We start from the raw sequence: 13,590 nt of genomic DNA, 5'->3' as shown, positions 1-13,590 counted from the left end.
AATGTTCGCCGAGGGCGCGAAGCCAAAACGCCGCTGTACCGGGCGTACTGCAAGTTTTGGCGACAAAGCCCTCGGCGAAAAGGCCAAGCGAGGCGGCGCGAGGCATTGCACCCCGGGCTGCTAGTACCTCGCCGCAGTGATTTTGACGGTTTGACGCTTGTTCCTCACGCCGCTGGCTTTGTCGCTCGTCGGTCATTTGGGCCCACCAAACTCCCTCCTCGCTTCGCGCCAGCGACGCGAGGCCCGGCGCGGCAAACCATCAAAATCACTGCGGCGAGGTACTAGGGCGCAGGCAGCGGCTCGGTCACCTCGACCTCGAACCAGAACCAGTTGACGCCCTGGCGCCCGTCGCGGACGACGTAGTAGACGCGGGCCCGATCTCCGGGCTGGAGCTCGGTCTCGTCTTGCTCGCCCTGGGTCAGCGTCCACTGGTTGTAGCTCATCGGGTCGTCGCTGGTGCCCGACAAAAACTCGCCCCAGGTCCGGTACCAATCGCCCTGGTAGGCCTCGTCGCGGGTCTCGTAGGTCTCGCCGTTGTTGACCGGGATCAAGAAGCTCTGGAGGTCTTCCTCGGGCGAGTCGATCTCGATCTGCAAGGTTGACTCGCGCGGGGCCGCGAACACGTCGCCGGGCTCAACGATGAACGCGTCGCCGACCTGCTCGCCGTCTTTGTTGATGACGCCGACGCGGACCTCGCTGATCCGCATGTGGCGGTCGGGCTCGGGGATGTCTTCGGGCGCGGGGACCTCGAAGCCGGGGATCTCGAAGCCAAGGTTGGCGGCGATCGAGAGCAGCAGCTCGACCGGGCCGAGGTTGAGGCGCTGGACCGCGTAGAGGCAGTCGTCGGGCAGGTCGTACTCGTCGCGGAGCAGCTCCGCCGCGCAGGTGTCGGTCGGCGTTCCGCCCGGGACGCCAGCGATCATCGTGAGCTCGATGGCGCCGCCGACGAACACGTTGGCCGAGAGCGGGACCGTGTACTCGGGCGTGCCCTCGCGCGCGATCAGGCACGGGCTCTCGGGCTCGGGCAGCTCCTCGGCCATGAGGTCGCTGAAGCTCGGCTCCGCGCACTCGGGGATCTCGTCGAGGGTCAGGGGCATCGCCGACTGGAGGCAGGCGAACAGGCCCTGGCCCGGGGTCAGCTCGCAGGCGAGCCACACGATGTCGAGGCTCTCGGGGTCGACCTCGCCGTCCTCGTTGACGATGAAGGGGGTGATCTCGACGGTCTCGAAGGGCAGGGCCTCGGCCTTGGGGCGGTCGGCGTCGAGCTCGGGGGCGGGGGCGAGGGAGGTCGTGACCTCGGTCCGGATCGCGAGCACGCGGTGGCTGATGATGATCCGCGGGTCGGGCAGGTCCACCGCGCACGCGCCGAGCAGCGCGGGGGCCAGCAGCGCGACCAGGCGGGTCGGGAGACGGTTGGGGAGACCTCGGGGCATGGGCGTCACAGCTCCACGCGGAAGCCGATCGAGGGGATGATAGGCAAAGAGTTGATTGTCGAAAAGCTCTGGTAGTCGTAGGCGTAGTTGATGAACTCGGTGTTTTGCCGGTTGTAGACGTTCTGGACGTCGACGTAGAGACTCACCTGCAAGATCGGCAGGACCCAGGTCTTGTCGAGGCGCAGGTCGAGCTGGTGGAAGGGCGGCAGCCGGGCGCCGTTGATCGGGCCGTTGATCGGGAAGTAGGTCCCGACCTGGGCGTCGACGACGCCGTTTTGGACCTCGGTGTAGGGGTTGCCCGAGACCAGGCGGAAGCGCGCCCCGAGCTGCCAGCCGCGCGGGAATTTGTAGCTAGCGATGACCGTGAGGATGTGGGTCTGGTCGAAGTCGAACAGCTCGCGGGTCTCGCCCGGGGCGTCGATTCGGGTGCTGCGCGAGAGCGTGTACGAGACCCACCCGAACAGGTTGTCGCTGAGGTTCTTGCGCAGCAGGAGCTCGAGCCCGTAGATCCGGCCGACGCCCGTGTTCGCGTACTGCTCGGGGCCGAGCTCGCCGCCGCTGCGCGAGACCAGCTCTTGCGAGGGCGAGACCAGCTGCCACAGCTCCTTGTAGAAGCCCGTGAGCTCGACGAAGCTGTCCCAGGGCAGGTCCTGGGCCACGGCCAAGCTGGTGTGGACGGACTTTTGCAACCCGAGGTAGGGGTTGCCGAAGGACTCGTCGAGCTGCACGGCCTGCTGGATGCCCTGGGTGTAGAGGCCGACGGCGCCCTTGAGCGCGGTGCGGTCGCTCAGCTTCCACACCCCGCGCAGGCGCGGATCGACGCCCGCGCGGGACTGGGCGGCGAAGTACTCGGCGCGCAGGCCCGGGTAGAGCACGAAGTTGTCGGTGACCCCGACCGTGACCGTGGAGTACATGGCCCCGCGAAACATGAGGCCGCTGACCGTGCGGGTGATCGTGTCGGCGGCGCTGAAGCTCGCGCCGTTCGGGGCGCTCACGTCGACGTCGAACAGGGTCGCGTTGACCTCGGTCCCGATCCGCCAGCGCAGGCGCTTGGAGATCTGGCGGCTGATCTCGGTCCGACCGGTGACGTCCTTGGTCCGGACGTCGAGATCGAGGATGCCGCCGACCCCGAGCTCGGTGAACCCGGCCCGAAACGAGGGCGTGATCAAAAAGTCCCAGGCGCCGAGGCGCTTGCGGTAGACGATGTCCGCGCGGGAAAAATACTGCCCGGTCTCGACCTGGTTGCGCGCGTCCTCGGTCGCGTCTTCGTCGTCGTTGGCCCCGCTGAACACCAATTTGAGCTTGTCGGAGCTGCCGAAGGCCCGGACGCTGAGCTCGCCGCCGGAGACCGGATAGTCGAACAAGAGCTGGTAGTCCCAGTAGCGCGGGGCGACCGAGAAGTTGATGCCCGAGTCCTCGGGCAGCGCCTGCGTGAGCAAGAAGTCGATGTAGCTGCGGCGCCCGGCCAGCGCGAAGCTGCCCTTGCCGATCGGGCCCTCGGCGAGGAACCCGGCGTCGAAGGCGTTGACGTCGAGGTGGCCGTGGTAGCCGTCGCGTCGGCCCGCGCGGGGCTGGACGTTGACGACCCCGCCGATCGCGTCGCCGTAGCGGCTGTCGAAGTTGCCCGGGATGAAGTCGATCTGGGCCAGGATCTCCGAGGCGAACACGCTGCGCAGCCCGCCAAAGTGAAACAAGAGCGGGATCTCGTGGTAGCCGAGGAACACCGCCGAGTCCTCGGGCGCGGCCCCGCGGATCGCGAGCAAGCCGGAGCTAAAGGGCGGCCGCGCGACCCCGGGGAAGTTGAGGATCGCCTTGAGCGCGTCGTTTTGGGACCCGGGGATCTTCTGGATCTCCTCGAGCTCGAGGCTTCGCTCGACGATCTCGGGCATCGGCTCGCGCTCGACGACGACCTCGGTCCGGTAGGGGTTTTGGCTCTCGCGTCGGGGCCAGACGTTGATCTCGAGCTGCTTGCCGGGCTCGAGCTCGACCACGCGATCGCTGCGGACGTAGCCCGGGGCGAGGATGACCAGCCGGACCTTGCCCTCGGGCACGTCGCGCAGCTCGTAGCGGCCCTCGGCGTCGGTCTGGGCCTGCACGGTCCACTCGGGCTCGCTCGGCTCCTCGTAGAGGGTCCCGCGGATCTCGCCGACCGGGAGCTCGCCGGCCCCGATTGCGAGCACGGTCGCGCCCTCGATCGGGGTCCGGTAGCCGGCCTCGCGGACCCGGCCCGAGATCCGCACGATCGCGGCGCTGTCGTCGGGGTCGGGGTCGGGGTTGGTGGTGTCTGGAAGCTCGCCCTCGTCGGGCTCGAGCGGATCGGGATCCTCGACGGGGGCGGGGGCCGGAGCTTCGACGACGAAGGCGAGCGAGAGCTTGACCTCGACGAGCTCGCCCTCGTACGTGGCCGGCTCGTAGCGCAAGTTGGCCACGATCTCGGCGCCGATCGGATCGAGCGCGGGGTCGGGGCTCTCGAGCACGACGATCTCCTTGGGCACCCCGTCGGTGCCGACCACGTACTCGATCGTGATTTGTCCGCTCGGCGGATCCTCGCGCTCGCGCAGCGCGGCCGGATACTCGAAGGTCTGGGGCCCAACGCTGAGCTTGGGCGCGACGAGGCCCGGGACCGCCTGCTCCTCGGCCGGCGGACCCGCGAGCGCGGGCTGTGCCCACAGACACAGCCAGCCGGCCAACGCAGCCACGCGCCGCGACAAACTCCTAGTCATTGAGGGTGAACACGTACTCGTAGCGTCGCAGCTCGAAGTCGACCGGCTTGCCGTTGGTGCCGATCGCGGGCTTGAAGCGCGCTTGCTTGAGAGCCCTGACGGCGATCTTGTCGCAGCCCTGGCCGATGCCCTTGACGACCTTGACGCTGCGGATCTTGCCGTCGCGTCCGACCTGGACGTTGAGGATGACCTCGCCCTCGACCCCGAGCTCGGCGGTGGCCGGGCACTCGATCTTGGGGACCTTGATCGCCTTGGGTAGATCTTTGATGAACAGCTCGCTGCGGGGCTGCCAGGTCGCCACGGTGCCCTTCTCGTCGCCCTTGGGGTCGCCGCTCGGCTTGGCCTTGGCCTTGCCCTTGCTGTCGGGCTTGCCCGTGCCGCCGTACTCACCGCCGCTGCCCTGGGGCACGACCACGGGCCCGGTGCCCGTGTTCGACAGATCCCAGCGCTTGGCCGGGGCGGGCTCGGTCTCGACCGGGTCTGGGTTGGGCTTGGGCGCCTTCTTGGTCTTGGGCTTGGGCTTGGGCTCGGTGACTTCTTTGGGTTTGACCTCTTTGGGTTGCTCGGGCTCGGGCTCGGGTTCGGGCTCGGGTTTGGGCTCGGGCTCGGGCTCGGGCTCGGGCTCGGGCTCGGGCTTCTCGACCTCGGCGACCTCGAATTCGATCAGCTCGGTGCCCACGACCTCGACCCCGCAGCCCACGCGGCCGGGGATGTCGAGGGACAGGAACAAGATCAGCAGCACGTGGCCCGCGACCGCGCCGATCAGGGCGATGCCCGAGCGACCCTTGTTGTCGCGGATGAACTCGTAGACGAGGTAGCCGGCGACCGCGGCCAGAAACACCAGGATGCCCGTCGTCGCGTCGAAACCGCCCGGATCGCCGTGGTCGGCGAGTCCGAGCAGCAGCAAAGACGACGGGATCATGCTGGCTCAGCCTTCGGCGTTGGGGGGCTGCTCGGTCGCGATCGCGTACTTGGTGACACCGTGGTCGCGGAGCAGATCGATGAGGTGGACCATGGCCCCGACCTGGGCCTTGGTGTCGCACTGGACGATGCCCTGGAGCTCTTTGTTCTGGCTGACGCGGAGCTCGATCTCGGCGCCGATCGCCGCGTCGATCTCGGCCTGGGTGCCCTCGACCGGCTGGCCGTCGATCGCAAACTCGCCCTCGTCGCGGCACATCAGCACGATGCTCTGGGGCAGCTCGTCGATGTTCTTGCCCGAGGTCGCGTCGGGTTTGTCGACCTCCATGCCCTCGATCTTGTTGATCGTCGCGGTCGTGACCATGAAGATCACGAGCAAGACCAGGATGATGTCGACCATCGGCGTGATGTTGATCGCCGTGATCTCTTCGTCGTCGTCGAGTCCGCCCGCGGCCATGGTCTAGCTCGCCTCCTCGTCGGCCTCGACGAGCTGCGAGACGGCCATTCCGGTCAGCGCGTCGGCCTCGGACAGGATCCGCTTCACGCGGCGCTGGAAGGTGTTGTAGGCGATGACCGCCGGGATCGCGACCAAGAGGCCGATCGCGGTTGCGACCAGGGCCTCGGAGATGCCGCTCATGATCGCGCTCGCGTCCTCGCCGGTCGTCACGCCCTGCTCGCCGAGCAGGTGGAAGACCCGCAGGATCTCGATGACGGTGCCGAACAGACCGATGAAGGGGGCGTTGGAGCCGACGGTTCCGAGAAAGCCGAGGTTCTTCTCGAGCCGGAGCTTCTCGGACGCGCGGTTGCCCTCGGCCACGGCCTTGGCCGAGCCCGCGCCACGATCGGCGACGTCGAGCATCGGGCCGAGCATCCGCGCGCCCGGGGAGGGCGCACCCTTGACCAGGCCCTTGGCGCCGTCGAGGTCCTCCTTGGCGAGCTTCTCGGACAGGGGCTTGAGCAGGGCCGCGTCGCGTCCGGCGAGGCTGCGGAAGAACAACACGCGCTCGATTACGATGGCGACGCTGGCGACGCTGAGGGCGACGAGGACCCAGAGCACCCAGTTGGCTCCGAGCAGCGCGAGTTGAAGGAAGGCTTCTTGGAGATCCATGGACTTGTCTTGGCTGGCGAACGAGCCCCGCGCTGCGGGTGCCGCAAACGCGCGAAAGGTAGCTGAAACGACGTTGGTCGACCAGGCTCACCCCGCCAAAGCGGCGCTCGGCGCCGCTTTGGGGCCAGTTTGACCGCGACGGAGCGCCACATCAGATTCGCGCACGACGCGATCCGGCTGGTCAGCCGCACAGTTCACGCAACAAGATTGTCGCGTAGCTCCCGGGTCGGAGGCAAAAACGCAGCTCCAGCCCCGGGGTCAATTCGCACGGTTCGGCCACGGCCGGGGCGCGGGCGAGCTCGATCGGGTCGGGCCAGACCAGGAGGCGGCGGCGGGTACCTGGGGCGCTGCGGCCCAGTTTGGCCAGCTTGGCGGGGTTGAGCTTCACGATCGAGAGGATCTCGCGCTCGAGCTCGTGGGCCGGGGTGCCAGGGCTCGGCGCTCGCATCTTGCTGCCGAACATCGGTCCGGTGACGACGAGCTCGCCCGCGGCGATGCGGGCCTGGTCGCTGCTCGGATCCTCACACTCGAACATCCCGCCGCTGTCGCGCTTTTGGAGGATGTCGCCCGCGAGCGCGGTGGTCGAGAGCCCGCGCTCGGCCCGGGTCGCTAGATACAAGTTGAACAGCGCCGACTGTCCGGCGCTGAGGGTGAGGTCGCCCTTTTGTCGACGGCGGCGCTTGCCGGCCAACGTCGCGAGCCCCGGCTCGAGGTTGCGAGCCTGCCGTCCGAAGCGCTGGACGCCATAGTAGTTGCGCAGGCCCTCGCTCGCGAGGCGCTCGACGACCGCCGCGGCTCGCCGCTCGGCCTCGTCGAGCTCGAGCTCGAGCCCGCGGATGACGACGCGGAAGCGGTTGCCGTGGAGGTGCGCGCGACGGAGCTTGTGCGAGTGCGGGCGGGGATCGGACAGGGTGATCGCGGGGTGCTCGAAGCTCGCGAGCGAGGCCATCGCGCGCTCGGGCAGGCTGATCTGTTGGCGGGTGACCGCGTCTCGATCTTTGAGTCCGGCGACGCCGATCTCGACCCGAGGGATCCGCAGCTGGCGAGCGACCTCGCGGACCGCGTCCTCGCTGGCGAGCTTGCGCTTGCGCAGCCAGACGAGGACGTGACCCGGGCGCCCGTCGGCCTCGTAGGCGGGCAGCTCCTCGACCTCGAAGTCCTCGGGCCGCGCGCGGATCTGGCCGCCGATCGTCGGGAGATCGGCGCAGCCTCGCGGCGGATCCGTGACCGCGCGAACGAGCGCGTCCGGGAGCGGCGTAGCCAGGCTCTAGTCCTTCTTGGCCATGCGCAGGTACATCTGCGCGCGCTTGTTGTCGGGCTCGTACTCGAGCACCGCGTTCCACTCGGCCTGGGCGTCGTCCTTGCGACCGGCGGTCCACAAGGTCACGCCGAGGTGGAGGCGCGCGACCGTGTACTCGGGCTTGGCCTCGCGGACCCCGATCAGCTCGTCGATCGCCTCGTCGACGTGGCCGGCGTCGCGCAGCGTGGTCCCGAGCTTGGTCCGGATGTCGACGAAGGTCGGGCACAGCTGCAGCGCCTGGCGGAACTGCTCGATCGCCTGGGCGAGCATCCCGACGCCCTCGTAGGCGAGGCCGAGGTCGCGATGGAGGTTGGCGAGTTTGCCGCGGACGTAGCCGTCGAGGTTGTCGACGGCGGTCGAGCGGCTCTCACGGCCCTCGGCGGCGCGCTCGTAGACGGCCTTGGCGTCGTCGTACTGGCCGAGCTCGTTGTAGCAAACCGCGAGGTTGAGGGCGGCCTCGGTGTACGCGGGGTTGAGCTCGACGGCGCGCTCGAAGTGAGCGCGGGCCTCGGCGGCGCGGCTGAGCTGCTGGAGGCAGACGCCGAGCATGTTGTGGATGTCAGGGAAGCCGTCGTGGCGCTCGAGGACCTTGGCCAGGTGCGGGACGGCTTTGTGGTACTCGGCGGCGAGGTAGTGCTCGCGGCCGGCGTTGAGGTGGACTCGGGTGTCGGGCTCCATGCGCGGGGCGAGTGTACCTTTTGGGCCTCCTGAAGGGGGCTCATCCGGGTCGGGGCGCTGGCGTCACTTTGCCGCGGGCTCGGGCGGCTCGGGCGCCTCGGGATCCTGGGGCTCGGTCGCCTCGGGATCCGGGGACTCGGGCGCCTCGGGATCCTCGGGGGCCTGGGCCTCGGAGCCTCGACCCTCGGGATCTCGAGCTTCGGAAGCTTGGGACTTCTCGGGCTGAGCCTTCTTCTTGCCGGGCTTGCCGGACTTGCCGGACTTGCCCGACTTCGGCGGCTCGGGCGTCGCCTTGGTGTCTTGCTTGGGCGGCTCGGGCTCGGCCGGCTCGCCCTCGCGCTGGCGCCGGCGCTGCTCCTTGCGCCAGCGCCAGTCCTTGAACTCGTCGGGCTTCGCTTGGGGCGGCGTCTCGGGCACGGGCGGCGAGCGATCCGGCCGGGGGCGGTTGGGGTCTGGCGGGCCGTAGCGCTCGGTCATGTACTTGAGGTACAGCCGGGCCTGCTGGCCGTGGTGGTGCTCGGGGTGCTGCATCTGGAGCTCGCTGAAGATCTCGCGGGCGAGCTCGATCTCCCCGATGCGCAAATAGGTGATGCCGAGCAGGAACAGGACCTCGGCGTCGAGGCCGATGCCGGGGAAGGTGTCGTGGGCGGCCTCGAGCCGCATGATCGCGGCCTCGGGGCGGTCGCTGTCGAGGTGGAAGCGGGCGACGTAGAGCTCGTGCTCGAGCAGGCGACGCTGGACCTTGGCCTCGAGCTTGCGCGCGAGCGGCTCTAGCTCGGACCCGGCGTGGTGATCGAAGAAGTACTCGAGCTCGAGCGTGGCCTCGCGCAGCAGGGTCTGGTCGCGCTGGTAGTGCGGCGGCAGGAAGGGGACGCTGCTCGGCGCGGCCATGTAGGCCCCGACCGCGGCCATGTACGCGACCCAGCCGTTGCGCACGTGCTTGTGCGTGGGGTGGAGGCGCAGGAACTGGCGGAAGGAGTCCTGGGCGGTGACGTAGTTCTTGAGCTCGAACTCGGCCCGGGCGATCAGCAGCTCCGACTCGACGGCGTAGCGCGAGAAGGGGAAGCGGATGCGGACGAAGTCGGCGTAGGCGATCGCCTCTTCCCAGTCCTTGTCGCCGAACTCGGCGACCGCGAGCTCGTAGTTCTCGCGCGCGGTCTGTCCGTACTCGTCCGAGAGGTTGGGTCCGGTCGCGCAGGCGGTGGTCGTGAGCGCGCCGACGAGGGTCAGCGCGAGACCGAGCGAGCCGGCCCGGAGCCAGCCGAGCGGGCCTCGGCGCGCGCCTCCTGCACGAGGGAATCGGGCGCTGGGCCTGGGCGTGGGAGCCCCGATGTGGGTGGGCGCGCGCATGAGCTCGGCAACGGGGCGCGTCGCCGGCCCTTGCAACCTCTCGTTAGCGCGTGGACCGCTGCGCACGGCGGGGACGCTAGCCGGTTTTGACGCATCGGGCCAGGCCGGCGGTCGCCCGGCCCGTCACAAACGCGACAGCTGTCCAGGGCTGAGTTAGGGTGCGGCAGATCGTGAGCGAGGTGGCGCAAGGACCGGCGGTGGCCGGAGACGCCGGGGCGCGTCCGGTGCGGACCCTCGGCGGGCTGCCAGCCCTGGCTCTGGTCGCGGGCTCGATGCTGGGCATCGGCATCTTCATTAGCCCGCCCGAGGTCGCGGCTCACGTCAGCGGCTCGGGATCCTTCATGCTCGTGTGGCTGCTCGGCGGGCTGGTCGCGCTGCTCGGCGCGCTGAGCCTCGCCGAGCTCGGCGCGATGATGCCGCGCGACGGCGGAGACTATGCCTACCTGCGTCAGAGCTGGGGGCCCGGCGTCGCCTTCTCGGCCGGATGGCTGCAGCTGCTGGCGATCTTCCCGGGCTCGCTGGCCGCGGTCGCGGTTGCAACCTCCAAATACCAGCTGCCGGCCCTGCTCGGGCCTGCGTTCGCCGAACCTCTCGCGCTCGGGCCCGTCGAGATCCCGGCCTCGCACCTGTGGGCGGCGCTGATCATCGTGGCGCTGACGCTGATCAACCACGTCGGCGTGAAGGTCTCGGGCGTCGTGCAGGTCCTGGTCGTCTCGGTCCCGCTGGCGGTGCTCCTGGTCGCGACGCTGGTGGTCTTGTGGGGCCACGAGCCGGGCACGGTCGCGCCTGCGTTGACCGACGAGGAGCTCGGCGCGCGGCCGAGCGGCGCGACCCTGGCCCGCGCCTACCTGCCGGTCTACTTCGCCTACTCGGGCTGGAACGCGGCGATCTACGTGGGCGGGGAGATCAAGAACCCCGCGCGCAACCTCCCGCGGGCCCTCGTTGGCGGGACCGCGGCGGTCACGGCGCTGTATCTGATCTTGTGCGTGGGCTTCCTCGACGTGTTCTCGCTCGAGGGCCTCGCCAACGTCGGGGAGGCCGGGACGGCCGCGGCCCAGGCGATGTTTGGGCCGCTCGGGGTCACGGTCCTGACCGGGCTGATCGTGCTCGCGATGATCGGCTCGCTCAACGGCTCGATCCTGACGGGGTCGCGGATCGCGTTTGCGATGGGCAAGGAGGGCGACTGCGCCCGCGCGGCCGGGGTGCTGCATCCGCGCTTCTCGACCCCGGTCGTCGCGCTGTGGATGCAGTGCGGGATCGCCCTGGCGCTGCTGGTGCTCGACCTCGCGCTGTTCGGCAACGGGCTCGACACGCTGATCGCCTACACGACCAGCGCGATGCTGATCACCGGGACGCTGACGGTCCTCGCGGTCATGATCTTGCGGCGCACGCAGCCACAGCTGCGCCGCCCCTACAAGACCTGGCTGTACCCGCTGCCGCCCGTGCTCCATGCGGTGTCGAGCGTCGTGGTGCTGGTGGTGCTCGCGCGCTGGGGCGACCCCTCGGTCTGGCTCGCGCTCGGGTGGTTTGGCGGCGCGCTGCTGTTCTATCGAGTGGTGCGACGTCGGCGTGAATGATGCCGGGGCGAGGGCGCCGGGAAAGCGGTAGTCTCTCGACCATGCGGCCGTCGATCTGCACCGCCTTGCTCGGGCTCGCGATGCTCTCGGCCTGCGGTGAGAGCGACGGCCTCGTCGAGCTCTACTGGGAGTTTGAAGACGCCGAGCTCGCGCGCATCTATCCCCAGGGCTCGCGGCCCGACACCTGCGCCCTCACCAGCCAAAGCGGGGTCCGCTTCGATCTCCGCGTCCGCCTGAGGATCGTCGACAGCACCGACGAGGCCTGCGCGCTCGACTGGACCAACCCCGACTGCCAGATCATCAGGCCCTTGCTGTTTCCCTGCGACCGCTTCCGGGGCACCGCGAGGTCCGTACCGGCCTCGGCGCTGGCAGATGGCAGCGACCCCGGCTACCTGATGGTCGTCGAGGCCGTGATCGATCCGACCGACAGCGACGCCTTCGTCCCCGAGCCCACCTGCCTCGCAGCCCCGGGTCCGCGGGTCCGCAGGGTCAAGCCTGGCCACATCACCGACCTCGAGGTCTACCAGTTCATCGTCTCGGGCATCGAAGCAGACGCGGCGCTCGACATCGACAGCTGCCGGTCCAGCGAGTCCGGCGACGGCGACGGCGACGGCGACGGCGACGGTGACGGTGACGGCGACGACGGTGACGGTGAGAGCGACGGCGATTCGGGCACCGACAGCACCACCTGAAGCCCCAGCGTGAAGATCCGCGCGAGCTTGACGTCTCAGGGCCCACGGGCGACGCTCGACAGCAGCGTCGGTGCGCGCATGGCCTGGAAGACCCCGCTACGAACCCTCCTGACAGCTCTGGCCCTGTTTGGCCTCGGAGCAGACGTGGCGCTGGCGCCGGCCCCGGCCGAGGCTCACCTCGCCAAGTGGGGCAGCTGGGAGGTCACCCACCGCAACTTGATGCGCTTGTTCCCCGACGCGGATCCCAACGCGTGGCGGATCAAGCGCTACCAATTTTCAGCAAAAGAAATCGAGCAGCTCGAGAAGAAGCTCGGCTTCGAGCTCTACCCCGAAGACAAGACCCCCGAATTCTACGTCGCCCATGACACCGACGGGCAGTTCTTGGGCGTGGCGATCTTCATCGACCCCCGGACCAAGCCCAAGATCCTCGACGGGAGCGTCTTGACCCTCGAGATCGGGATCGGCGTCGACGCCCGCGGCACGATCAACCGGGTCGCGGTCTACGACTACCGCGGCGACGTCCGCCTGACCAAGGACGCGTTCCTCGACCAGCTCGAGGGCCGCGGGCTCGACTCGGAATTTCGCATGGGCAAGGACGGGCTGGTGCCGGTCGCGGGCGAGGACGAAGAGAGCCAGCTGGTGGCCAACGCGGGCTACGAGGCGCTGCTGCTGATGAAGGTCGCGCTCGGGCGGTGAAGGTCCGAAATTGCGCGCAGTGATCGGCGCCCTTCGGCTATCGTCGGGGGGTGCCGACCCATAATTTTACCCGCCCCCGCGGGCGCATCGTCGAGATCACCATCGACTCTGCGGCGCTAAAGGACAACCAGCTCGGCGACCCGCACGAGCGCAGCGTCGCGGTCTACCTGCCGCCCGACTACGAACGGGGCGAGGACTCGGGCTACCCGATGTTCGTGGCCCTCGCGGCCTTCGGCGGCAGCGGCTTCAAGCTGCTCAACTGGCACAGCTTCGGCGAGAGCTTGCCGCAGCGGATCGACCGACTGATCGCCGAGGGCGAGCTCGGCCCGGTCGTGGTCGTGATGCCCGACGGGTTCACGAGCCTCGGCGGCAACCAGTGGATCGACTCGCCCGTGCTCGGGCGCTGGGAGAGCTTCGTGCTCGACGAGCTCGTCCCGGAGATCGAGGCCCAGTTCGACGTCCGCCAGGGGCCCGCGCATCGGGCGGTGTTCGGGCACTCGAGCGGGGGCTACGCCGCGCTGGTCCACGCGATGAAGCACGGGGATCGCTGGGGCGCGGTCGCGTCGCACAGCGGTGACGTCGGCTTCGAGCTGCTCTACGGGCGCGAGCTGCCGTCCGCGCTCATGCAGCTGGCGAGCTGCGACAACGATCCGCAGGTGTTCCTCGACAAGCTGTGGGCCGCCGACAAGATCCGCGGGGGCCAGTTCAACACCTTGATGTTGCTGGCCATGGCCGCGAGCTACGCCCCGGAGGACGGCGCGCCCCTCGGGATCCGCCTGCCGATCGACCTCGACACCTGCGCTCGGGATCTGGGTCGCTGGGCGCGCTGGCTCGCGCACGATCCCCTCGAGCTCGTCGCCGCGCCCGAGTCGCTCGAGTCGATGAGGCGCCTGCGCGGGCTCTACTTCGACTGCGGCTCGCGCGACGAGTACTTCACGCACTTCGGCAGTCGCGCCCTCGCGCGCAAGCTCGTCGACGCGCAGATCAATCACGTCTACCAGGAGTTCGAGGGCGGCCACTCCGGCGTCAGCTACCGCCTCGATGTCTCGCTACCATTTTTGTATCGCGCGTTGACCGACTGAGCCGGGCAGATCTCCGGGCCTGGATCCGATCGC

General features: G+C 69.2%; 12 protein-coding genes. 4 read left to right on the top strand and 8 right to left on the bottom strand.

Annotation, left to right across the window (positions count from 1 at the left end):
- Positions 1-281: 281 nt before the first annotated feature.
- The 8 genes from ENSA5_RS03560 to ENSA5_RS03525 form a co-directional block, all read right to left on the bottom strand.
- On the bottom strand, positions 282-1,433 hold the full coding sequence (locus ENSA5_RS03560; RefSeq protein ID WP_106390141.1) for a hypothetical protein: 1,152 nt from the start codon (positions 1,431-1,433) through the stop codon (positions 282-284).
- Positions 1,434-1,438: 5 nt separating this feature from the next.
- On the bottom strand, positions 1,439-4,132 hold the full coding sequence (locus ENSA5_RS03555; RefSeq protein ID WP_258182717.1) for a TonB-dependent receptor: 2,694 nt from the start codon (positions 4,130-4,132) through the stop codon (positions 1,439-1,441).
- 16 nt (positions 4,133-4,148) lie between these two features.
- The gene (locus ENSA5_RS03550) at positions 4,149-5,078 is read right to left on the bottom strand and encodes an energy transducer TonB (protein ID WP_146155285.1); all 930 of its coding nucleotides are present in this window, start codon (positions 5,076-5,078) and stop codon (positions 4,149-4,151) included.
- A 6-nt stretch (positions 5,079-5,084) separates the two neighbouring features.
- Complete coding sequence (locus tag ENSA5_RS03545; protein ID WP_106390138.1) at positions 5,085-5,531, bottom strand: ExbD/TolR family protein; 447 nt, start codon at positions 5,529-5,531, stop codon at positions 5,085-5,087.
- A gap of 3 nt (positions 5,532-5,534) precedes the next feature.
- The gene (locus tag ENSA5_RS03540; protein ID WP_106390137.1) at positions 5,535-6,182 is read right to left on the bottom strand and encodes a MotA/TolQ/ExbB proton channel family protein; all 648 of its coding nucleotides are present in this window, start codon (positions 6,180-6,182) and stop codon (positions 5,535-5,537) included.
- A 181-nt stretch (positions 6,183-6,363) separates the two neighbouring features.
- A complete protein-coding gene (gene truD / locus ENSA5_RS03535) occupies positions 6,364-7,446 on the bottom strand; it encodes a tRNA pseudouridine(13) synthase TruD (protein WP_258182719.1) in 1,083 nt (360 codons plus the stop codon).
- 3 nt (positions 7,447-7,449) lie between these two features.
- Complete coding sequence (locus tag ENSA5_RS03530) at positions 7,450-8,160, bottom strand: tetratricopeptide repeat protein (RefSeq protein WP_106390135.1); 711 nt, start codon at positions 8,158-8,160, stop codon at positions 7,450-7,452.
- Positions 8,161-8,223: 63 nt separating this feature from the next.
- The gene (locus ENSA5_RS03525; protein ID WP_106390134.1) at positions 8,224-9,510 is read right to left on the bottom strand and encodes an outer membrane protein assembly factor BamD; all 1,287 of its coding nucleotides are present in this window, start codon (positions 9,508-9,510) and stop codon (positions 8,224-8,226) included.
- A gap of 179 nt (positions 9,511-9,689) precedes the next feature.
- Between ENSA5_RS03525 and ENSA5_RS03520 the strand changes: the two genes are divergently transcribed.
- The 4 genes from ENSA5_RS03520 (at position 9,690) to ENSA5_RS03510 (ending at position 13,557) form a co-directional block, all read left to right on the top strand.
- Positions 9,690-11,087, top strand: a complete 1,398-nt coding sequence (locus ENSA5_RS03520; protein ID WP_146155284.1) for an APC family permease — start codon at positions 9,690-9,692, stop codon at positions 11,085-11,087.
- A gap of 41 nt (positions 11,088-11,128) precedes the next feature.
- A complete protein-coding gene (locus ENSA5_RS36950) occupies positions 11,129-11,779 on the top strand; it encodes a hypothetical protein (RefSeq protein WP_181197329.1) in 651 nt (216 codons plus the stop codon).
- Between the two features lie 78 nt (positions 11,780-11,857).
- A complete protein-coding gene (locus ENSA5_RS35535; protein WP_181197328.1) occupies positions 11,858-12,475 on the top strand; it encodes a hypothetical protein in 618 nt (205 codons plus the stop codon).
- A 50-nt stretch (positions 12,476-12,525) separates the two neighbouring features.
- On the top strand, positions 12,526-13,557 hold the full coding sequence (locus ENSA5_RS03510) for an alpha/beta hydrolase (RefSeq protein WP_106390131.1): 1,032 nt from the start codon (positions 12,526-12,528) through the stop codon (positions 13,555-13,557).
- The last annotated feature ends 33 nt before the right edge of the window (positions 13,558-13,590 follow it).

The sequence above is a fragment of the Enhygromyxa salina genome (assembly GCF_002994615.1).
Classification (GTDB): domain Bacteria; phylum Myxococcota_A; class Polyangia; order Nannocystales; family Nannocystaceae; genus Plesiocystis; species Plesiocystis salina_A.
This window is presented reverse-complemented; position numbering and strand designations above follow the sequence as displayed.

Bases quoted from the DNA above. Each gene is read 5' to 3' on its own strand.
- ENSA5_RS03545 (WP_106390138.1), bottom strand. From the start codon at position 5,531: ATGGCCGCGGGCGGACTCGACGACGACGAAGAGATCACGGCGATCAAC.
- ENSA5_RS03525 (WP_106390134.1), bottom strand. From the start codon at position 9,510: ATGCGCGCGCCCACCCACATCGGGGCTCCCACGCCCAGGCCCAGCGCC.
- ENSA5_RS03560 (WP_106390141.1), bottom strand. From the start codon at position 1,433: ATGCCCCGAGGTCTCCCCAACCGTCTCCCGACCCGCCTGGTCGCGCTG.
- ENSA5_RS03540 (WP_106390137.1), bottom strand. From the start codon at position 6,182: ATGGATCTCCAAGAAGCCTTCCTTCAACTCGCGCTGCTCGGAGCCAAC.
- ENSA5_RS35535 (WP_181197328.1), top strand. From the start codon at position 11,858: ATGGCCTGGAAGACCCCGCTACGAACCCTCCTGACAGCTCTGGCCCTG.
- ENSA5_RS36950 (WP_181197329.1), top strand. From the start codon at position 11,129: ATGCGGCCGTCGATCTGCACCGCCTTGCTCGGGCTCGCGATGCTCTCG.
- ENSA5_RS03550 (WP_146155285.1), bottom strand. From the start codon at position 5,078: ATGATCCCGTCGTCTTTGCTGCTGCTCGGACTCGCCGACCACGGCGAT.
- ENSA5_RS03530 (WP_106390135.1), bottom strand. From the start codon at position 8,160: ATGGAGCCCGACACCCGAGTCCACCTCAACGCCGGCCGCGAGCACTAC.